General features: G+C 68.8%; 19 protein-coding genes. 7 read left to right on the top strand and 12 right to left on the bottom strand.

Annotated elements, in window-relative coordinates; all coding sequences use genetic code 11:
* Together H0523_RS28710 and H0523_RS28705 are read left to right on the top strand one after the other, a co-directional pair.
* The coding region (locus H0523_RS28710; protein ID WP_180180229.1) for a phospholipase domain-containing protein at positions 1 to 672 on the top strand (672 nt) is incomplete at its 5' end.
* Positions 669 to 1,076 carry an ASCH domain-containing protein gene (locus H0523_RS28705; RefSeq protein WP_054429621.1) on the top strand — a complete coding sequence of 136 codons (408 nt, stop codon included), beginning with the start codon at positions 669 to 671 and terminating at the stop codon, positions 1,074 to 1,076. The genes H0523_RS28710 and H0523_RS28705, both read left to right, overlap by 4 nt.
* Before the next feature lie 22 nt (positions 1,077 to 1,098).
* Here H0523_RS28705 and H0523_RS28700 read toward each other — a convergent pair whose 3' ends face one another.
* From H0523_RS28700 to H0523_RS28670, 7 genes are all read right to left on the bottom strand, one after another.
* Entirely contained in the window at positions 1,099 to 1,863 is a 765-nt protein-coding gene (locus H0523_RS28700; RefSeq protein ID WP_054429622.1) for an ABC transporter ATP-binding protein, read from the bottom strand.
* Entirely contained in the window at positions 1,860 to 3,698 is a 1,839-nt protein-coding gene (locus tag H0523_RS28695) for a branched-chain amino acid ABC transporter ATP-binding protein/permease (protein ID WP_054429623.1), read from the bottom strand. Before H0523_RS28695 ends, H0523_RS28700 begins: the two co-directional genes overlap by 4 nt.
* 5 nt (positions 3,699 to 3,703) lie before the next feature.
* Positions 3,704 to 4,741 (bottom strand): branched-chain amino acid ABC transporter permease, encoded by a 1,038-nt coding sequence (locus H0523_RS28690; protein ID WP_054429625.1) that lies wholly within the window; start codon positions 4,739 to 4,741, stop codon positions 3,704 to 3,706.
* 133 nt (positions 4,742 to 4,874) lie between these two features.
* A complete protein-coding gene (locus tag H0523_RS28685) occupies positions 4,875 to 6,038 on the bottom strand; it encodes an ABC transporter substrate-binding protein (protein ID WP_054429627.1) in 1,164 nt (387 codons plus the stop codon).
* A 249-nt stretch (positions 6,039 to 6,287) separates the two neighbouring features.
* Entirely contained in the window at positions 6,288 to 6,845 is a 558-nt protein-coding gene (locus H0523_RS28680; RefSeq protein WP_054429628.1) for a biotin transporter BioY, read from the bottom strand.
* A 54-nt stretch (positions 6,846 to 6,899) separates the two neighbouring features.
* Complete coding sequence (locus H0523_RS28675) at positions 6,900 to 7,496, bottom strand: energy-coupling factor transporter transmembrane component T family protein (protein WP_054429630.1); 597 nt, start codon at positions 7,494 to 7,496, stop codon at positions 6,900 to 6,902.
* The gene (locus tag H0523_RS28670; RefSeq protein ID WP_054429632.1) at positions 7,493 to 8,170 is read right to left on the bottom strand and encodes an energy-coupling factor ABC transporter ATP-binding protein; all 678 of its coding nucleotides are present in this window, start codon (positions 8,168 to 8,170) and stop codon (positions 7,493 to 7,495) included. The genes H0523_RS28675 and H0523_RS28670 overlap by 4 nt, the downstream gene beginning before the upstream one ends.
* Before the next feature lie 52 nt (positions 8,171 to 8,222).
* On the opposite strand from H0523_RS28670, the gene msrB reads away from it, so the two are divergent.
* From msrB to H0523_RS28650, 4 genes are all read left to right on the top strand, one after another.
* Positions 8,223 to 8,621, top strand: coding sequence for a peptide-methionine (R)-S-oxide reductase MsrB (gene msrB / locus H0523_RS28665; RefSeq protein ID WP_054429633.1), 399 nt, complete (start codon positions 8,223 to 8,225; stop codon positions 8,619 to 8,621).
* On the top strand, positions 8,618 to 9,184 hold the full coding sequence (locus tag H0523_RS28660; protein WP_054429635.1) for a septation protein A: 567 nt from the start codon (positions 8,618 to 8,620) through the stop codon (positions 9,182 to 9,184). The genes msrB and H0523_RS28660 overlap by 4 nt, the downstream gene beginning before the upstream one ends.
* Before the next feature lie 79 nt (positions 9,185 to 9,263).
* Positions 9,264 to 9,533 (top strand): BolA family protein, encoded by a 270-nt coding sequence (locus H0523_RS28655; RefSeq protein WP_054460648.1) that lies wholly within the window; start codon positions 9,264 to 9,266, stop codon positions 9,531 to 9,533.
* Positions 9,534 to 9,550: 17 nt separating this feature from the next.
* Positions 9,551 to 10,327 carry a peptidylprolyl isomerase gene (locus tag H0523_RS28650; protein ID WP_006393432.1) on the top strand — a complete coding sequence of 259 codons (777 nt, stop codon included), beginning with the start codon at positions 9,551 to 9,553 and terminating at the stop codon, positions 10,325 to 10,327.
* Positions 10,328 to 10,505: 178 nt separating this feature from the next.
* Here the strand turns inward: H0523_RS28650 and ligA are convergent, their stop codons facing one another.
* The 3 genes from ligA to smc are packed head-to-tail and all read right to left on the bottom strand — an operon-like array spanning position 10,506 to position 17,257.
* Positions 10,506 to 12,608, bottom strand: coding sequence for an NAD-dependent DNA ligase LigA (ligA, locus tag H0523_RS28645; RefSeq protein ID WP_054429636.1), 2,103 nt, complete (start codon positions 12,606 to 12,608; stop codon positions 10,506 to 10,508).
* Positions 12,608 to 13,678 carry a cell division protein ZipA C-terminal FtsZ-binding domain-containing protein gene (locus H0523_RS28640; RefSeq protein WP_054429637.1) on the bottom strand — a complete coding sequence of 357 codons (1,071 nt, stop codon included), beginning with the start codon at positions 13,676 to 13,678 and terminating at the stop codon, positions 12,608 to 12,610. The genes ligA and H0523_RS28640 overlap by 1 nt, the downstream gene beginning before the upstream one ends.
* Before the next feature lie 45 nt (positions 13,679 to 13,723).
* Positions 13,724 to 17,257 (bottom strand): chromosome segregation protein SMC, encoded by a 3,534-nt coding sequence (gene smc, locus H0523_RS28635; protein WP_054429638.1) that lies wholly within the window; start codon positions 17,255 to 17,257, stop codon positions 13,724 to 13,726.
* 313 nt (positions 17,258 to 17,570) lie between these two features.
* Here smc and lplT point away from each other — a divergent pair, with 313 nt between their 5' ends.
* Positions 17,571 to 18,902: a lysophospholipid transporter LplT gene (lplT, locus tag H0523_RS28630; protein WP_054429639.1), complete on the top strand. Its 1,332-nt coding sequence runs from the start codon at positions 17,571 to 17,573 to the stop codon at positions 18,900 to 18,902.
* Between the two features lie 72 nt (positions 18,903 to 18,974).
* Here lplT and H0523_RS28625 read toward each other — a convergent pair whose 3' ends face one another.
* Positions 18,975 to 19,910, bottom strand: coding sequence for a uracil-DNA glycosylase (locus H0523_RS28625; protein ID WP_082385486.1), 936 nt, complete (start codon positions 19,908 to 19,910; stop codon positions 18,975 to 18,977).
* Positions 19,907 to 20,573 (bottom strand): ribosomal protein S18-alanine N-acetyltransferase (rimI, locus tag H0523_RS28620; protein ID WP_257225181.1); only part of this gene is annotated, 667 nt, incomplete at its 5' end. The genes rimI and H0523_RS28625, both read right to left, overlap by 4 nt.

Genomic DNA, 20,573 nt, shown 5'->3' with positions numbered 1-20,573 from the left:
GGCACCATCACGCCGCCCGCGCCCGAGCGGCCCGCGCTGGCGCGTCAGCAGGCCGGCATCCGGCCGTCGCGGGCGCTGCCGTACGCGCTGTCGGCGCAGGCCCGCGCCGGCAAGGACAGCATCACGCTGCGCATGGACAACAGCGGCGCCGCCGGCGCCGTGCTGCATGTGTACGACCGCCTGCGCCTGGAGGACGGCCCGCGCCGCTACACCCTCGAGGCCGGCAGGCATCTGGAAGCCAGCTGGCCCGTGGCGGGCAACGACGGCCGCTACGATCTGTGGCTGCTCGGCCCCAATGGCTTTCATCGCCACGTCGCGGGCCGGCTGCACGCGGACACCGAGCCGCTGTCGGTCGAGGCCATCTGCGATCCCGCCGGGCCGACCTTGCGCCTGAAGCTGCACAACCCGGGCACGCTGCCGCGCGGCTTCCAGGTCGAAGCCAACGCCTACGGCTACGCCGGCCACCATGAACCGGCGCTGGAACCCGGCGTCGGCGCCACCCTGGCCTGGGACCTGGCCGCCAGCGGCGGCTGGTACGACTTCAGCGTGCGCGCCGACGACGCGCCCGGCTTCATCCGCCGTATGGCTGGACGCCTCGAGACCGGCGCCCCCTCCACCTCCGACCCCGCGATGGGCCAGGAACTGATTCTGCATTGGACGCTGCCGGCATGAAACCGCCCGCCCCTTACGAAAACGCCGTGACCTTCCAGTTCGGCGATTCGCCCGAACTGGCCGACGAACTGCTGGCATTGGTGCTGTCCGGCGCCAAGACGGCCACCTGCGGCGCGCTGCGCGACTTCGACGAGAAGGAACCGGTGCCCGAGCCGGGCCGGCGCGACGTGGTGCTGGACGGCCGCGGCCGTCCGGCCTGCGCCATCGAGACGCTCAGTATCGTGATCCAGCGCTTCGACGAGGTGGACGAAGCCTTCGCCCTGGCCGAGGGCGAAGGGCCCTACGACGTCTGGCGCGCCGAACACATCGCCTATTTCGACCGCAATGGCGGCTACGCGCCGGACCTGCTGCTGGTGTGCGAACGCTTCCGCGTGGTCGAAGTATTTGAACGCGAGGCGGACTGACGCGTCCGCCTCGCCTTGGGCATCAGGCCTCGGCCTGCTCCGCGCCCTTGCCCAGGCCGAGATAGCTCTCGATCACCTTGGGATCGCCGGCCAGCTCGCGCGCCGGGCCGTGCAGGATGACTTCGCCGGTTTCGAGCACGTAGCCGTAGTCGGCCACCTGCAGCGCCGCGCGCGCGTTCTGCTCCACCAGCAGGATCGCCACGCCGGTCTCGCGCAGGCGCGCGATGATGTGGAAGATCTCGCGCACGATGCGCGGCGCCAGGCCCAGGCTGGGCTCGTCCAGCATCAGCAGCGCCGGCTTGGCCATCAGCGCGCGGCCGACCGCCAGCATCTGGCGCTCGCCGCCCGACAGCGTGCCGGCCTGCTGGGCGCGGCGTTCGCGCAGGCGCGGGAACAGGTCGAAGACTTCGTTGAGCGTGTCGCGCCAGCCGCTTTCGCGGGCGCGGTAGCGGCGGAAACCGCCCAGCAGCAGGTTGTCTTCGACCGACATGCTGCCGAACAGCTCGCGCCGCTCGGGCACCAGCGACATGCCGGCGGCGACGCGGCGCTCGACTGGCCAGCTCGACACGTCGCTGCCGGCGTATTGCACCGTGCCGGCCGCGTGGCCGGTCTGGGGCAAGGCGCCCATCATGGCGTTCAGCATGGTGGACTTGCCGGCGCCGTTGGCGCCGATCACGGTGACGATGCTGCCGGCCGGGACCGTCAGCGTGGCGCCGGCCAGCGCGCCGACCTTGCCGTAGCGGGCCGACAGGTTGCTGACTTCGAGAACGGGTTTGGACGTCGTCATTGCACGCCTCCCGCGGACACCGGCTTGGCCTGGTCGGCTTCGGGCAGGTCGTCGTCGATGCCGCCCAGGTAGGCTTCCAGCACCGCCGGGTTCTGTTGCACCTCGGCCGGCACGCCTTCGGCCAGCTTGGTGCCGAAATCCATCACCACCAGGTGGTTGGTCAGGCGCATCACAAAATCCATGTCGTGTTCCACCAGCAGAATGCTCATGCCCTCGGCGCGCAACTGTTCCAGCACGCGCGCCAGGTCCTGCTTTTCCTTGTAGCGCAGGCCGGCGGCCGGCTCGTCCAGCAACAGCAGCACCGGATCGCTGGCCAGGGCCCGCGCGATTTCCAGGATGCGTTGCTGGCCCAGCGCCAGATTGCCCGCCTGCTCGTAGAGATATTCGCCCAGGCCGACGCGCTTGATCTGCTCGGCGGCCTCGTGCAGCAGCTGCGCCTCGCGTGCGCGGTCGGTGTGCAGGGCGCCGGCCCACACGCCCACATCGGAGCGCAGGTGCGCGCCCAGCGCGACGTTTTCCAGCACCGTCATGCCCGGCAGCAGCTGCACGTGCTGGAAGGTGCGGCCCACCCCCAGCTTGGCGATCTCGCGCGCCGAGCGGCTGTCGATGCGCTCGCCCATGAACGTGACCTGGCCGCGCGTCACCGGCAGCACGCCGCTGATCAGGTTGAAGGTGGTGCTCTTGCCGGCGCCGTTGGGGCCGATCAGGCCCATGATCTCGCCGGAGCGGACCTTGAAGCTGATGTCGTTGACGGCGACCAGGCCGCCGAATTCCTTGCGGATGGCGTCCACTTCCAGCACCACCTGCCCGGCCTGCGGCCGCGCGCGCAGCGGCAGCGCCGGCGCCGGCTTGGGCGGGGCCAGGTTGCGGCGCGAGCCGTCGGCGCCGGTGATGCTGCCCCACCAGCCCGCCAGGATCGGCCAGAGGCCGTTGCGGGCGTATTGCAGCATCAGGATCAGCAGCACGCCGAAGACGATCATCTCGAAGTTGGCGTTGGTGTCCAGCAGCTTGGGCAGCAGGTTCTGCAGCTGGTCCTTCAGCACCAGGATGACGCTGGAGCCGAGCAGCGCGCCCCAAACGTAGCCGGCGCCGCCGACCACGGCCATGAACAGGTACTCGATGCCGTAGTTGATGCCGAACGGGCTGGGGCTGACGGCGCGCTGCATGTGCGCGTAGAGCCAGCCCGAGACGCAGGCCAGCAGCGCGGCCCAGACGAAGATCACGACCTTGTAGGCGGCCGTGTTCACGCCCATCGACTCGGCCATGCCGGCGCCGCTCTTGAGCGCGCGGATGGCGCGGCCGGGACGCGAGTTCAGCAGGTTGCGGGTCGCCCACAGCGCCAGCAGCACGAACACCCAGATCAGGTAGTAGATGTGGCGGCCGCTGGCCAGCGACATGCCGAAGATGCTGATGGGCTCGATGCCGGCGATGCCGTCATGCTTGCCCAGCCAGTCCAGGTTGCCGAACAGGAAGTACAGCGACAGGCCCCAGGCGATGGTGCCCAGCGGCAGGTAGTGGCCCGACAGGCGCAGCGTGATCGCGCCCAGCAGGTACGCCACCACGGCGGTCAGGATCAGGCCGGCGGGCAGCGCCAGCCAGGGCGACACGTCGTATTGCGTGGTCAGGTAGGCGGTGGTGTACGCGCCCAGGCCGACGAACGCGGCCTGGCCGAACGAGGTCAGGCCGCCGACGCCGGTCAGCAGCACCAGCCCCAGCACCACCAGGCTGGCCAGCCCGATGTAGTTCAATTGCGTCACCCAGAACTCGGGCGTGACCGGCAGCAGCGGCAGCCCCGCCAGGACGACGATGAAGACGGCAAGCAGAATGCGGTTCATGGCGTTTATTCCTCTTCGTCCACGTGATGGGTGCTGAACGAACGCCAGACCAGAACCGGGATAATCAAGGTGAAGACGATCACTTCCTTGTAGGCGCTGGCCCAGAAGGACGAGAACGATTCCAGCACGCCCACCAGCAGCGAGCCGGCGGCCGCCACGGGGTAGCTGGCCAGGCCGCCGATGATGGCGCCGACGAAGCCTTTCAGGCCGATCAGGAAGCCCGTGTCGTAGTAGACCGTGGTGATGGGCGCGATCAGCATGCCGGACATGGCGCCGATGGCGGTGGCCAGCGTGAAGGTCAGGCTGCCCGACATGGTGGTGCTGATGCCCACCAGGCGAGCGCCGCGGCGGTTGACGGCGGTGGCGCGCAGCGCGCGGCCGTACAGCGTCTTGCCGAAGAACAGCCACAGCGCGATGATCAGCAGCGCGCAGGTCGCGACCACGAACAGGCTCTGCGCCGACCAGGTGGTGAAGCCCAGGTCGACCTGGCCGCTCACGAACGCGGGCGTGCGCCAGCCTTCGGCGCCGAAGAACACCAGGGCCAGGCCGGTCAGCGCGAAGTGCACCGCCACCGAGACAATCAGCAGCACCAGCACGGTGGCCTCGGCCAGCGGCTGGTAGACGATGCGATAGACCATCGGGCCCATCGGGATCACCAGCAGCAGCGTCAACAGCATGTTGAGCCACAGGGAATTGCCGGCGGCGGTGTAGGTGACCGTCAGCCACAGCAGCGCGAGCGGCAGGACGAGACAGGTCACCAGGGCCTTGGGCAGGCCTGCCGCGCTGCGGGTCCGCAGCGCGCGCAGCAGTTCAAGCGCCAGGCACACGGCGCCCAGCAGCGGTAAGAGATAGGCGGTGCCGGGCACCTTGCCGTCCACCAGCATCGCGAGCGTCAGGGCGCCGAACGCCACAAACTCGCCCTGGGGAATGAAAATGACGCGCGTAACGGCGAACACCAGCACCAGCGCCATGCCCAGCAGGGCATAGATGGCGCCGTTGACGATACCGTCTTGCAGCAGAATCAGCGCAATTGAGGAATCCATCTAACAACCTTATTGATTCTTGGTGTTCCGACCCCGCCCGGAACACTGATACGACACACCGGCCGGAGAGGCCGGTGCGAAGCATTGCTCGGGCACCACAAGAGGCGCCCGTGGATCGGGCAATCCAGGGGGATTACAGGCCGGGCTGGTAGACCCACTTGCCGCCTTCCACCTTGACGATGACGCGCGAACGCTCGTCAAAGCCGGCGTGGTCGGTCGGCGACATGTTGAACACGCCTTGCGACGCGGGCAGGTCCTTGATGTTCTCCAGGGCGTCGCGCATGGCGGCGCGGAACTCCGGCGTGCCCGGCTTGGCGCCGGTCTTCAGGGCCACGGGCAGCGCGGCCACGACCAGCTGGCCGGCATCCCACATGTGGCCGCCGAAGGTGTTGGTCGAACCAGCGCCGTTGGCCTTCTCGTAGGTCTCGACGTAGGCCAGGGCCGACTTCTTGACCGGGTTGCTGTCGGGCAGTTGGGCCGCGACCAGCAGCGGGCCGGCCGGCAGGTACATGCCGTCGCAGTCCTTGCCGCAGACGCGCAGCACGTCGTTGTTGGCGGCGCCGTGGGTCTGGTAGATGGTGCCGCCGTAGTTGCGGGCCTTCAGTTCCTTTTGCGGCAGCGCGGACGGGGTGCCGGCGCCGGCGATCAGGATGGCGTCGGGCTTGGCGCCGATCAGCTTGAGCACCTGGCCGGTGACGCTGGTGTCGGTGCGGCTGTATTTCTCGATGGAGACGATCTCGATGCCCTTGGCCTTGGCGGCCTTCTGCATCACATCCAGCCAGCCGTCGCCGTAGGCGTCGGCAAAGCCGATGAAGCCCAGCGTCTTGACCTTGGACTTGGCCATGGCGTCGGCCAGCGCGCCAGCCATCAGGGCGTCGTTCTGCGGGGTCTTGAAGACCCAGCGGCGCTTGTCGTCCACGGGTTCGACGATCTTGGCGCTGGCGGCCACGCTGATCATCGGCACCTTGGCTTCGGCGGCCACGTCCACCATGGCCAGCGAGCCCGGCGTGACCGACGTGCCGATCAGCACGTCGACCTTGTCGTCGGACGCCAGCTTGCGCGAGTTCTTGACGGCTTGGGTCGTGTCGGTGGCGTCGTCCAGGACGATCCACTCGATCTTCTGGCCGGCCACTTCCTTGGGCAGCAGCGCGACGGTGTTGCGCTCGGGGATGCCCAGCGACGCGGCGGGGCCGGTGCTGGACACCGTCACACCCACCTTGACCTGGGCGCTGGCCAGCAGCGGCAGGGTCAGGGCAACGGCGGCGGCGGCCGCGGACAAGCCGAAGTGCTTGCGCATGTTTTGTCTCCTGTGGTGGCTCTTTTTTTGCCCCGGACGAGGCGGAAGCGAGCCTAGTTAAAGTTATACAGAAAAAAATATTATAGGGTTAAAACAGTATCAGATGACCTCGCGCAACTACGGTAAATCCCTGACGTGCTACAGAAACCACAATTCAGCAAACGCATTCGTTAATGGCGAACTTGTACTTGAAAGCCTCGCGGGCGTCAGTTGGGGGATTCCCTTGGACCACGACCGCCCGCACGGCGTTCAGCGGCCGCGCATCGGCCACACCCGCTCGACCCGCGTCGCCACCCACGCCGCCAGCGCCGCCTTGATCAGATCGCCCGGCACGAACACCGCCACCGCCAGCGCGGCCTTGGCCAGCCCCATCTTGGTGACCGTCGCCAGCCACGGCACGCCGAAGGCGTAGACCACGGCGATGCCGCCGATGACGCAGGCAATGGCGCAGCCGGCCAGTTGGCCGCCGAAGCCCGTCGCCCTGCCCGCCAGGCGCCGCGCCAGCCAGCCGGTCACGAACGCGCCCGCCACCAGCCCCACCAGGAAACCGCCGGTCGGCCCGAAGAACGCCCCCAGGCCGCCGCGCCCGCCCGGCAGCACCGGCAGGCCGATGGCCGCCAGCGCCAGGTACAGCAGGCAGGCCAGCGCGCCGCGCCCCGGCCCCAGCATGGCGCCGGCCAGCATGGCGCCCAGCGTCTGCAGCGTGATCGGCACGGGAATGCCGGGCAGCGGGATCGGCGGAATCAGGCTCAGCACCACGATCAGCGCGGCGAACAGCGCCACCAGCACAGTGTTGTTGGATTTCATTGCAATGCCCTTTCTATCTAGCGGGACGGGGGAATCAGGAAGGCAGTCGGAACGTCACAGGCTGCGGGCGTCGATGGCCTCGGCCACTTCCTGCGCCCGCTTCAGCGTCAGCACCACCAGCGGCACGATCAGCGCCACCGGGTTGGCGCCCAGCCCGCGGGCCGCCTGGGCCTCGCGGATCTCGTGGAAATTGCGCCATATCTCGGGCACGAAGCGCAAGGCCAGCGCCAACGCCAGCGAGACCTTGCCGGCGTCCAGCAGGCCGATGCGCTGCAGCGGCATCAGCACCCGCTCGCACACGGCGATCAGATCCGAGCTGCGGGTCGACAGCGTCACCGCCAGCGCCAGCCCGACCATCGCGGCGATGCGCAGGAGTACGGCCAGCGCCTCGCGCCAGCCCTGGAACCAGGCCGTGAACGTGCCGACGGCCAGCAACACCCAGACCAGGCCGCGCACCTGGCGCCAGACGCCGCCGGGCGTGGCGCCGGCGCACCACAGCAGCAGGCCGGCGACCGCGCAGGCGCCCGCCAGGAGGGCGGGATCGCGCACCAGGAACAGCCCGGCGCCGGCCGCGGCCAGCGCCAGCAGCTTCAGGCCGGCGGGCAGCCGGTGCAGCGGCGAGTCGCCAGGGATATATAAGGGCTCGATCACGCGCAGTGATTCCGGTACCAGCGCAGCGCGGCGGCCGGCTGGTCGTCGGCGGCAATGGCGCCGTCCTGGATCACCAGCACCCGCTCGAAGTCTTCCAGCAGCGCCAGGTCGTGGCTGACCACGATGGCGTCCTGCGGCATGGCGGCGATGGCGTCGCGCACCCGGTTGCGGTTGCGCAGGTCCAGCTGGGTGGTGGGTTCGTCGAACACCACCAGCCCCGGCCGCATCACCAGCACCGCCGCCAGCGCCACCAGCTGGCGCTCGCCGCCGGACAGGGTGTGGCTGGTGCGGTCCGCCAGGTGGGCCACGCCCAGGTCGGCCAGCGCGGCCTCGATGCGGGCCTCGCGTTGCGCGCGCTCGGGTTCCAGGTGTTTCAGGCCGAACGCCAGGTCCTCGCGCACGATCGGGAAGACGATTTGGTTCTCGGGGTTCTGGAACACGAAGCCGACCTGGCGGCGCACCGCCTTCAATTCGTGCCGGGTATCCAGGCCGCTCACGCGCACGCTGCCGGAGGTCGGCAGCACCAGGCCGTTGACCAGCCGCGCCAGCGTGCTCTTGCCGGCGCCGTTGGGGCCGACGATGCCGACCCGGCGCCCGGCCAGCGCCACGCTCACCCCGCGCAACACTGTGGTCTGGGGCGTCGATACAATCGCCTGGTCAAACTCGATTAACATGGGGCGGGATTATGCCCGAACCATTTCGGGCATCGGGACTCCAAGAGCTGATATGGATAAAGTACGCAAAACCGACGCCGAATGGCGGGCCCAGCTGTCCCCGGAAGAATACGTCGTCACCCGCCAAAAGGGTACCGAACGCGCGTTCACCGGGCGCTACTGGAATACCTTCACCCCGGGCATCTACCGCTGCGTGGGCTGTGGCACGGCGCTATTCGCGTCGGACACCAAGTTCGACGCCGGCTGTGGCTGGCCCAGCTATTTCCAGGCGCTCGACCCGGAACTGGTGCGCGAGGAACGCGACACCACCCACGGCATGGTGCGCACCGAGGTGCTGTGCAACGTCTGTGACGCGCACCTGGGCCACGTCTTCCCGGACGGCCCCGAGCCCACCGGCCTGCGCTATTGCATCAACTCCCTGTCGATGACGTTCGAACCCATAGAAGAATGAAGAAGTTCCTGTTCGACCTCTTTCCGCTGTTTCTGTTCTTCCTGGCCTACCGGTTCACCGACATCTTCGTGGCCACCGGCGTGGCCATGGCGGCGGCGGTGCTGCAGATCGTCTGGCTCAAGGTCACCGGCCGGCCGACCGAAGCCATGCACTGGATCAACCTGACCGTGATCCTGGTGTTCGGCGGCGCCACCATCTGGCTGCACAGCGACGTCTTCATCAAATGGAAGCCCACGGTGCTGTACTGGCTGTTCGGCGGCGCGCTGGTGTTCGCCCGCCTGCTGTTCGGCCGCAACCTGATCCGCCGCCTGATGGAAAAGCAGATCCAGCTGCCGGACGCGGCCTGGGACAAGCTCAACCTGATCTGGGCCGGCTTCTTCCTGTTCGCTGGCGCCATCAATCTCTATGTGGCGTTTTCGGGGCACTTCACCGAATCCCAGTGGGTCAGCTTCAAGGCCTTCGGCCTGATGGGCCTGATGATCGTCTTCGTCATCGGCCAGTCGCTCTGGCTGGGCAAGCACATCCAGGCCGAGGACGGCCCGGGCGCGCCGCCCAAGCCCTGACACCCTGCTGCCGGGCGTGAACGCCCGGCTCCCTCCCCTCATGGCGCGCCCCGCGCGCCGGAACTTTACGATCGACGCCATGTCTGAGACCACCGACCGCATCGCCCTGATCCGCGAGCGCCTGGCCGTCCTGGAACCGGTTTCCCTGGACATCCTTGACGACTCGCATTTGCATGCCGGTCACGAAGGCAGTAAAAACGGCGCCGGCCATTATCGCGTGCATATCGTGGCATCCTGTTTTGCAGGACTGACCGCCGTGGCGCGACATCGGCTGGTGTATCATCATTTGCAAGATTTGATCCCCTATCCGATTCATGCGCTTGCGCTAGACGCCCAGGCTCCCAAATAGAAAGTAAAAGGATATTCATGAAACGCATCGTCATGCTGGCCGCCGCCTGCGTCATCGCCGTGCCCGCTTTTGCCCAGAACGTCGCCACCGTCAACGGCAAGGCCATTCCGCAGAAGAGCCTGGATCAATTCGTCAAGCTGCTGGTCAGCCAGGGCGCCACCGATTCGCCCCAGCTGCGTGAACAGGTCAAGCAGGAAATGATCAACCGCCAGGTCTTCGTGCAAGCCGCCGAATCCGGCGGCATCGCCAAGCAGGCCGACGTCCAGACGGAAATCGAACTGGCCCGCCAAGGCATCCTGGTCCGCGCCCTGATGGCCGACTACCTGGCCAAGCACCCGGTGTCGGACGCCAAGGTCACGGCCGAGTACGACAAGATCAAGAAAGAACAGGCCGGCAAGATGGAATACAAGGTCCGTCACATCCTGGTCGAAGACGAAAAGACCGCCAACGACCTGCTGGCCCAGCTGAAGAGCAACAAGGGCAAGTTCGACGACCTAGCCAAGAAGAACTCGAAGGACCCCGGCAGCGCCGAAAAGGGTGGCGACCTGGGTTGGGCTCCCCCGACCAACTACGTCCAGCCTTTCGCCCAGGCCGTGACCCAGCTCAAGAAGGGCCAACTGGTCGACAAGCCGGTCCAGACCCAATTCGGCTGGCACATCATCATGGTCGACGACACCCGCCCGGTGGAATTCCCGCCGCTGGATCAGGTCCGTCCGCAACTGGAAGAAATGCTGCGCCAGCAAACCCTGGCCGACTACCAGAAGGAACTGCGCGAAAAGGCCAAGATCCAGTAAATCTGGCGTCTTCCCGCGAAAACCGCCCGCCCTGCGCGGGCGGTTTTTTTTGTCCGCGCGAAACGCCGGGGGAAGATGACGACGGTCGCGCCGGCAAGAAAAACAGGCCGCGCGCCAGAAGGCGGGCGGCCTGTTCGACAGGGCCGGGCGACGGGCCGGCGGCGCGGCCCCGACGCGATCAGGACAGGCCCAGCAGTTCCTTCAGCGCGTCCTCGTCCAGCACCGTGACGCCCAGTTCCTGGGCCTTGGTCAGCTTGCTGCCGGCGTCTTCGCCGGCCACCAGGTAGGCGGTCTTCTTGGACACCGAGCCGCTGACCTTGCCGCCCGCGGCCTGGATGCGCATGGAGGCTTCCTCGCGCGTCCAGTTGGGCAGCGTGCCGGTCAGCACGAAGGTCTTGCCGGCCAGCGTGGTGTCCTCGGGCACGGCCTCGGCCACCGGGTGCACGCCCTGCGCCTTGAGCTGGTCGATCACCTCGCGGTTGTGCTGCTCGGCGAAGAAGCGGCGGATCGAACCCGCCACCACCGGCCCCACGTCCGGCACCGAGGACAGCGCGTCCTCGTCGGCGTCCATGATGGCCTCGATGCTGCCGAAATGCCGGGCGACGTCGCGCGCCGTGGTCTCGCCCACGTGGCGGATGCCCAGCGCGAACAGCAGGCGTCCCAGCGCCGGGGCGCGCGCCTTGTCGATGGCTTCGACCAGATTGTCGGCCGACTTCTGGCCCATGCGGTCCAGCCCCACCAGCTCGAGCGGACGCAGGCTGAACAGGTCGGCCAGCGATTTGACGCGGCCGCTGTCCACCAGCTGCTCCACCAGCTTCTCGCCCAGGCCCTCGATGTCGAGCGCCTTGCGGCTGGCGGCGTGCCACAGCGTCTGCTTGCGCTGCGCGGCGCAGAACAGGCCGCCGGTGCAGCGGGCGATGGTTTCGTCTTCCAGGCGCTCGATCGCCGAGCCGCAGACCGGACAGGCCTTGGGCATGACGAATTCACGCGCGTCGGCGGGACGCTGCTCGAGCACCGCGCCCACCACTTCGGGGATCACGTCGCCGGCGCGCCGCACGATGACCGTGTCGCCGATGCGCACATCCTTGCGGCGGATCTCGTCCTCGTTGTGCAGCGTGGCATTGGTGACGGTCACGCCGCCCACGAACACCGGCTTGAGCCGGGCCACCGGCGTGATCGCGCCGGTACGGCCGACCTGCACCTCGATGTCCAGCAGCGTGGTGGTGGCCTCTTCGGCCGGGAACTTGTGCGCCAGCGCGAAACGCGGCGCCCGCGCCACGAAGCCCAGCAGCTTCTGCGCCGGCAGCGAGTCCACCTTGTAGACCACGCCATCGATGTCGTAGGGCAATTCGGGGCGCAAGGCGCCGACCTTGGCGTAGAAGGCCATCAGGCCCTCGGCGCCGGTGGCGCGATGGTTGTGCTTGACGTTGACCGGCAGGCCGAGCGCGGCCAGCCAGTCGAGCATGGCGCCGTGCGATTTTTCGGGCAGGGTCGCGGCGGCGTCGGTCGCGCCGGCCGGCGCCTCGTCGAACAATCCGCTCTGGCTGCCCGGCAGGCCCTGCACTTCCCCCCACCCATAGGCGAAAAAGCGCAGCGGCCGCTTGGCGGTGATGCGCGGGTCGAGCTGGCGCAGGCTGCCGGCGGCGGCGTTGCGCGGATTGACGAAGACCTTCTCGTCACGCTTGGCCTGGGCGGCGTTGAGCTTCTCGAAATCGGCGCGGTTCATCAGCACTTCGCCGCGCACCTCCAGCACCTTGGGCGCCGGGCCGGTCAGCTGCAGCGGGATCGCCTTGATCGTGCGGATGTTGGACGTGACGTCCTCACCCGTCTGGCCATCGCCGCGAGTGGCGGCCTGGACCAGCCGGCCGTCTTCGTAGCGCAGGCTGATCGCCAGGCCGTCGAGCTTCAGTTCACAGAAATATTCGGCCTGCTGCGCCGGGCCCAGCAGGCCCGCGCCGCGCAGCGTGTCGGTGACGCGGCGGTCGAACGCCACCACGTCTTCCTTGTCGAAGGCGTTGCCCAGCGACAGCATCGGCACCGCATGGCGCACGCTGCCGAAGGCCGATACCGGCGCCGCCCCCACCCGCTGGGTCGGGGATTCGGGCGTGACCAGTTCAGGGTGGGCGGCTTCCAGATCCTGCAGCTCGCGCATCATCCGGTCGTACTCGGCATCCGAGATCGACGGGTCGTCGTAGACGTAATAGCGGACGTTGTGCTGCTCGATTTCCGCGCGCAGGCGCGCCGCGGTTTCCGCCGCGGGGGTCCCTCCGGCCTTGCTCATTATGCAAACACCCGCTGGGCTCGCTCGCTGCCGGCGGGCAGGCCAGCCTGCTCGAGCTGGCCGAACAGCACCTGCAACCGTTCGTCGATGACGCTTTCCGAGCCGTCGGCCAGGGGCTTGCCCTGATCATCGACCAGATCGGCGCGCAGGCGTGCGGCGAGCTCGCGGCCCACGTCGACCATGCGGCCGAAGGCGCGGCTGTCGGCGGGGCTGCAGGGCACGTCGAGCAACAGGTACAGGCGCTCGATGCCGCCCATGCCGGCGTCGAAGGCGGCGCCGTCGGCGCGCGCCAGGGTGAAGCGGGCCACGCCGTTCTCGGCCGGCCAGGCCAGGCGGTTGCCGTCGGCGACGAAGCCGGCGTCGCGGGCGACGTTCAGGACCTCGGCGGCCGGCTGGGCGGCGCCCAGCAGCAGCGTCAGGCCGACCTGGGTATCCAGCGCGGCGCAGGTGTCGTCCAGGCGCGCGGCCTGTTCCAGCACGGCCTGCTGGTCGGGGCCTTCGATGGTGGCGTCGAAGCGTTCGGCCATGTCCTGGGCGCGGGCCCAGGCCTGCGACCATTCGATGGCGGTCAGCGGGCCGCTGCGGTTGGCCAGCAGCACGGCCAGCTGCATCGAGGCATACGATTCGCCGGTGTGCACGCGCGCGCGGTGGCGGCGTTGATCGGTTTCGGCGAACACGCGCATGGGCTTGCGGCCCACCTGGCGCAGGCTCTGCATGTAGGGCAGCAGGTCGGCGCCGCGCACCGGCTCGGCGAAGTTGATCTCGATGACCACCTCGCAGGCGGGATCGGGTTCCTCGGCGTCGTCGGCATCGCTGCCCGGATCGACCGGCTTGGGCTGCTCGGGGTGCGCCTTGGGCGCGTCGCCCATGCCCGGCTCGCGGCGCACGGGCGCGCCGCCCGCGGCGGCGGCCGTTGCGGCACCCGCGCCCAGCAGCGGATCCTGCTCGGAGGTGGGGAAATGGCTTTGCATCTTGCGGCGGACGCGGCGGTCCTGCCACCAGTTGAAGCCCAGCACCAGCAGTATCAGCAAGACGCCCAGGGCAATCAGCCCGATCTGCAAATCACTCATGTGTAAATCCCGCGCCATGAAGCCGGCGCCATTCTGAATATTGGTTTATGCCGCTTCGGAGGCCATCATCTGGACGGCCGAATCTATGTCTACCGCAACGATACGCGAAACCCCCTGCTCTTGCATGGTGACGCCGATCAGTTGCTTGGCCATCTGCATCGCGATCTTGTTGTGCGAGATGAACAGGAACTGGGTCTGCTCGCTCATGTTGGCGACCAGATTGGCGTAGCGTTCGGTATTGGCGTCGTCCAGCGGCGCGTCCACCTCGTCCAGCAGGCAGAACGGCGCGGGGTTCAGCTTGAACAGCGCGAACACCAGCGCGGTGGCGGTCAGCGCCTTTTCACCGCCCGACAGCAGGTGGATGGTGCTGTTGCGCTTGCCCGGCGGCTGCGCCATGACCTGCACGCCGGCGTCGAGGATTTCCTCGCCGGTCATGGTCAGCTTGGCCTCGCCGCCGCCGAACAGCTTCGGGAACAGCTCGCCGAAGTGGCCGTTGACGACGTTGAAGGTCTCTTGCAGCAGGTCGCGGGTTTCGCGGTCGATCTTGCGGATCGCGTCTTCCAGGGTCTCGATGGCAGTCATCAGGTCCTGGTGCTGGTCGTCGAGGAAGCCCTTGCGCTCGCGCGAGGTGTTCAGTTCGTCCAGCGCGGCCAGGTTGACCGAGCCGAGCGATTCGATCTGGCGCGAGATGCGCGTGACTTCCGATTGCAGCCAGCTGGCGCGGCGCCATTCGTCGGGCTGGTTGGCCAAGTCCTGGGCCAGGGCCTCGCGGTCGACCTCGCGGGCGTTGAGCTGCTCGGTGAACTGCTCTTCGGCCAGGCGCGCGGCCTGTTCCTGCAACTGCAATTCGGTAATGCGGGCGCGGCGCGGCTCGAGCGTGCGCTCCTGCTGCATGCGGTCTTCGTCGGCGCCGCGCAGCAGGGCCGCCAGGTTTTCCATTTCCTGGCGCGCGCGCGACAGCGCCTCTTCGCGCTCGGCGCGCAATTCCAGGGCGTCCTGCAGGCCGGCCTGGGAGGCCGAGGCGTCCAGGTCGACCAGGTCGGCCAGCAACTGTTCGAGTTCGACCTCGCCGCGCTGGCTCTGGTCGGCCGCCAGCTGGCGGTTGCGCTGCAGGTCGGTGATGCGGACCTGGATGCCGCGCTCGGCGAATTCGGCTTCCTGGGCGGCGCGTTCGAGCTCGCGCAGGCGGGTGCGGGCGGCCTCGGCCTGGGCGGCCAGGGTCTCGCCGTCCATTTCCGCGTCGGCGAAGCGCGACTGGTGCTCGGCCAGTTCCTCGTCGAGCGCCTCGAAGCGGGCTTCGGCCTCTTCGCGGGTGGCGCGCAGGTCTTCTTCGTGCGCCGAGATCTCTTCGAGGTCCTGGCGCAGGCGCGAGGCGTGCTGGCCGGACTGCTCGGCCTGCTGCTGCAGGCGCGAGTGCTCCAGCTGGATGTCGTGCACCCGGCGGGTGACTTCGGCGACCCGCTGGCGGGCCGGCGCGATGGCCTGGCTGACCTGCTGCCAGGCGACCTCGGCGCGGGCGACGGCGGCGCGGGCCTGGTCGGTGATGAGCTGCTGGGCCTTGATCTCGCGCTGCAGGTTTTCGATTTCCTGCTGGCGCGCCAGCAGGCCGGCCTGCTCGGAATCCGGGGCATAGAAGCGCACGCTGTGCGCATCGACCAGATGGCCCGCCTTGACCACGCAGGCGGCGCCGGCCGGCAGCGTGGCGCGGGTGGCCAGGGCCTGGGCCAGATCGGTGGCGGTGTAGATGCCGCCCAGCCAGTCATTGAGCAGCGTGCGCAGGTCCGGATCGGTGATGCGCAGCAGGCTGGCCAGCGGCGTCAGGCCGGCGGGCGCGGCCGGCGCGGGAGCCGCGGCCGGCAATTGATAGAAGGCCAGGCGGGCCGGCGGCGCGTCCTCGGAGAAGGCGCGGGCCCAATCCAGGCTGCGCACCTCGAGGGACGCCATGCGCTCGCGCAGGGCGGCTTCCAGGGCGGTCTCCCAGCCCGGTTCGATATGCAGTTTCTGCCACAGGCGCGACAACCCGGCCAGCTCGTGCTTGGCCAGCCACGGCTCCAGCGCGCCCTGTTTCTGCACGTCTTCCTGCAGCTTCACCAGCGCCGACAGGCGGGCTTCCAGGCGCGCCAGGTTCTGCGCGTCGGTCTGGGCGGCGGCCTGGGCGCGGCTGCGCTCGGCGTCGGCGTCGGGGATCTGGCCTTCGAGGGTGGCCAGCGCTTCCTGGGCCTCCTCGAGCTGGTCTTCGCCGGCGACGCGGTCGCCGGCCAGTTGCTCCAGGCGCACCGGATCGGGGCTGTGCAATTCGCGCAGTTCCTGCTGCAGGCGCTCGCGGCGCTGCTCCAGGGTCTGCATCTGGCGGTCGGCGTCGCGCTGGGTCTGCGCCACCAGGGCCAGGTTCTGCTCCACCCGGGCCAGCGAGGCGCGCATCTCGTCGCGGCCGGAAGCGGCCTCGCGCACGCGCTGCTCGACCGCCGGCAACGCCGCCTGGGCGTCCTCGGCGGTGGCGCGCGCCTCTTCGGTGCGGGCGGCGCCGGCGGCCAGGTCTTCCTCGGCCTGCGCGATCTGCTCGGTGCAGTGCTCGCGCTGGCTGGTCCATTCGGCGATCTGCTGCTGCAGCTGGTCGCGGCGGGCCTGCAGGCGGTTGCGGGAATCCACCACGTGGCGGATTTCCGCCTCCAGGCGGCTGACCTGGGCGTTGGCCTCGTACAGGGCGCCCTGGGAGGTGTGAACCGCGTCGCTGGCGGCGTAGTGGGCCTGGCGCCGGGATTCGAGCGCGGCCTCGCCGGCCCGCAGGCCGGCGATGGCGGCTTCCAGCTCGTTCTGGGCCTGGGCCATTTCCTGGGACTTCCTGGCGCGCTCTTCGCGCGCGCCGGTTTCCTTCAGGAACCACAGCGCGTGCTGTTTCTTTTCGCCGTCGGCCTGCAGCTCGCGGTAGCGGGTGGCGACCTCGGCCTGGGCCTCCAGCTTTTCCAGCTGGCTGTTCAGTTCGCGCAGGATGTCTTCGACGCGGGTCAGGTTCTCGCGCGTGTCGGACAGGCGGTTTTCGGTCTCGCGGCGGCGCTCTTTGTAGCGCGACACGCCGGCGGCCTCTTCCAGGAACACCCGCAATTCCTCGGGGCGTGCCTCGATCAGGCGGTTGATCATGCCCTGGCCGATGATGGCGTAGCCGCGCGCGCCCAGGCCGGTGCCCAGGAAGATGTCATGGATGTCGCGGCGCCGGACCTGCTGGTTATTGACGAAATAGCTGCTGGTGCCGTCGCGCGTCAGCACGCGGCGCACCGCGATCTCGGCGTAGGTGCTCCATTGCCCGGCGGCGCGGCCCTCGCTGTTGTCGAACACCATTTCGACCGACGCGCGGGCCGCCGGCTTGCGGTTGCCCGAGCCGTTGAAGATGACGTCCTGCATGGACTCGCCGCGCAGCTCCGAGGCCTTGGCCTCGCCGAGCACCCAGCGCACCGCGTCGATGATGTTCGATTTGCCGCAGCCATTGGGACCCACCACGCCCACCAGCTGGCTGGGCACGGGAATCACGGTGGGATCGACGAAGGACTTGAAGCCGGCGAGTTTGAGCTGAGTAAGACGCACAGTACGATGACGACGGGGTGGGTTGAACGAAAGGCGTTAACGGACCTGCCGCACAGATTGCAAACCGGCCCGTGTAGGGCCGGCTTGCGTATGGGTCGTATGATACCGCAGGCAGTCTGTCCCCAAACGTGAGCAAAGGTCAAGCCGGGGACTGCCCGCCCCCTTGGCGGCCGCGCGACTGACCCACCGCAACCCGCGGGCAAACGCTGAATAGCCCTCCCCCCGTCACGGGCTATACTCGCTGACACTTTTTCGCAAGACGCATAATTTTCACGCAGACCGACCGGGCTCAGGTCAAAGTACGGGGACATTCTTGAAACGAGGTTTCTATCTGGTCATGGCCGCGCAGGCCTTCTCGTCATTGGCGGACAACGCGCTATTCATTGCCGCGATCGCCCTGATACAGGAACTGCACGGCCCCGACTGGCTGGCCCCGATCATGAAATGGTCCTTCGCGCTGGCCTACGTGGTGCTGGCGGCCTTCGTCGGCGCCATCGCCGACTCCTACCCCAAGGGCCGCGTGATGTTCTCGACCAACGCCCTGAAAGTGGCCGGCTGTCTGCTGATGTTCTCGTACGCCAGCATCGGCGTGGCGCCTGAATACCAGACCTACCTGGTCTGCGCCGCCTACGGCGTGGTGGGCATCGGCGCCGCCGCCTACTCCCCCGCCAAGTACGGCATCGTCACCGAAATGCTGCCCCCCAGCATGCTGGTCAAGGGCAACAGCTGGATCGAGGGCCTGACCGTCTTCTCCATCATCCTGGGCACGGTGCTCGGCGGCCTGCTGATCTCGACCACGGTCTCCACGGCGCTGCTGCAACATTCCTTCATCGGCAAGCTGGTGCACACCCCGGCCGAGGCGGCCATCCTGGTGATCGCCTTCGTCTACCTGCTGGCGGCGCTGTGCAACCTGCTGATCCCGCACACCCACGTGCGCTATCCGCCGCAGCAGAAGAACCCGATCAAGCTGATGGGCACCTTCCGGGGCTACGTCCGCGTCCTCTGGAAAGACAAGCTGGGCCAGATCTCGCTGGCCGTCACCACCCTGTTCTGGGGCGCCGGCGCCACGCTGCAGCTGATCGTCATCGAATGGGGCCGCAGCCACCTGGGCTACCAACTGGACAAGGCCTCCATGCTGATGGGCGTGGCCGCCCTGGGCACGGTGGTGGGCTCGATCCTGGCCGGCCGCATTCCGCTGCGCCGCGCGCTGTCGGTGCTGCCGGTGGGCGCGGCCATGGGCCTGGTGGTGCTGCTGATGCCGCTGGTCTACTCGCCCTGGAGCGTCTACCTGCTGCTGTTGCTGACCGGCGGGCTGGCGGGCTTTTTCGTGGTGCCGATGAACGCCCTGCTGCAGCATCGCGGCCACGTGCTGCTGTCGGCGGGCCACTCGATCGCGGTGCAGAATTTCAACGAGCAGCTCAACATCCTGCTGATGGTGGCCGTGTACACGCTGCTGCTGTGGCTGCAGCTGCCCATCAACGTCATCATCGTGATCTTCGGCACCGTCGTCGCCGTGCTGATGGTGGTGTTCATGCGCTGGAGCAAACGCAACCTGACGGACAACCCTGAACTGCACGACCAGATCGGCCAGGAAGGCCACGGTCACGCGCTCGACTCGCAGTCACACTCGCACTCGCGCCAGTAAAAAGCCGGCCGCCGCCCGCGCGGCCCGCCCCGTCCCCCGGCAGCGCCCGGGGCCGACAACGCCCCGGCGGCGCTAGACCAGCCGGGCCGCCAGCTTCAGGTCCTGCCAGGCCCGCGCCTTCTCGGCCGGGCTGCGCAGCAGGTAGGCCGGGTGATAGCTCACGATCACCGGGATCTCGCGCCCCTCGTCCGTTTTCATCTGGTGCACGCGGCCGCGCAGGCTGCCGATGGTGGCATCCGTGCCCAGCAGCGTCTGGGCGGCGAAGCGGCCCAGCACCAGGATGCGCTCGGGCTTGAGCAGCGCGATCTGGCGCATCAGGTAGGGGCTGCAGGCGGCGATTTCCTCGGGCTTGGGATTGCGGTTGCCCGGCGGACGGCACTTGATCACGTTGGCGATGAAGACGTCGCGCTCGCGGCTCATGCCGACGGCGGACAGCATGGCGTCCAGCAATTGCCCGGAGCGGCCGACAAAGGGCTGGCCCTGCCGGTCTTCCTGCTCGCCCGGGGCCTCGCCCACCACCAGCCAGCGCGTGGGCTGGCCGCCATGGCCGAACACCGCGTGGCGCCGGCCGCCGCACAGGCCACAGGCGGTGCAGGCCAGCACCTGTTCGCGCAATTCATCCAGATTGGCATTCTTGACCGCTTCGGCGACCGGAATGACCGCCGGAGCGGCCTCCTCGACCGCCGCCTTGGGCGCCGGCTTGGGAGGCGGGCCATTGCGCAGGCCCGGTCCCGGGCCGGCCGCCCGGGCAACGGGCGTCTGGACTTGCGGCTGCGCCGCCGCGGGCGGCGGCGCGGCAACGTCGCGCACCGGCGCAGCGGCAGCGCCGGCCGGCTCGACGACTGGGGAATCCGTTTTGGAAACAACGACTTGCGGCGCGGGCACGGCCACCGGCTGCGGCGCCGGCCGCAGCCACAGGCGTTCCATGCCCAGCTCGCGCAGCCACAGGCGCTGCAGCGGATTCACGCGCGGCGCGGGCGAGGCCGGCACGGTATTGGGCGCCGTCACGCCGACGCTCCCACGGACGCCGCGGCGACAGGCGCGTCCAGGCGCTTCTGCATCACCAGCGCATCCTCGCGCCCGCCCTTCTCGGCCGGGTAATAACCGCGCCGCAGGCCGATCTGCAGGTAGCCGCGGGCCTTGTAGAACTCGACGGCCGACACATTGGACGGACGCACTTCCAGCAGCACGCCCTCGAGACCGCGTTCGCGCGCCTGCTGCTCGCACCAGTCGAGCAGCACGCTGCCCAGCCCCTGCCGATGCAGGTCGCGGGCCACGGCAATCACCAGCAGGTGAGCCACGTCGGGGGCGAACATCAGGATGCAGAAGCCCGCCACCCGGCCCTCGCGCCGCAACGTCCAGGCGCCATAGCCGGCCGCCAGCGCGTCGGTGAAATTGCCGCGGGTCCAGGGAAAGGCCTGGACGTTGGCCTCCAGGGCCACGACCTCGTCCAGGTCCGCGTCGGTCAGCGGCTGCGGGCAGACCGGCGCCAGCGTCGACTGCGCCTTGGGATTGCCGCCCTCGCCGCGCAGGCGTTCGGCGGTGGTGAAGGCGACCTTGTCGCGCACGTACAGCGGCGCGGCCAGCTCCGGCGGCACGGTTTCCCCGCGCTGCCAGGCCTGGCTCGCCAGGCGCGCCACGCTGGCGGCCTCGGGCCGCCGCGCCTCGGCG

This window comes from Achromobacter insuavis (assembly GCF_902859645.1).
GTDB lineage: Bacteria > Pseudomonadota > Gammaproteobacteria > Burkholderiales > Burkholderiaceae_B > Achromobacter > Achromobacter insuavis.
Note: the sequence above shows the minus strand (reverse complement) of the source record. Positions and strands in the feature narration are given on the sequence as shown.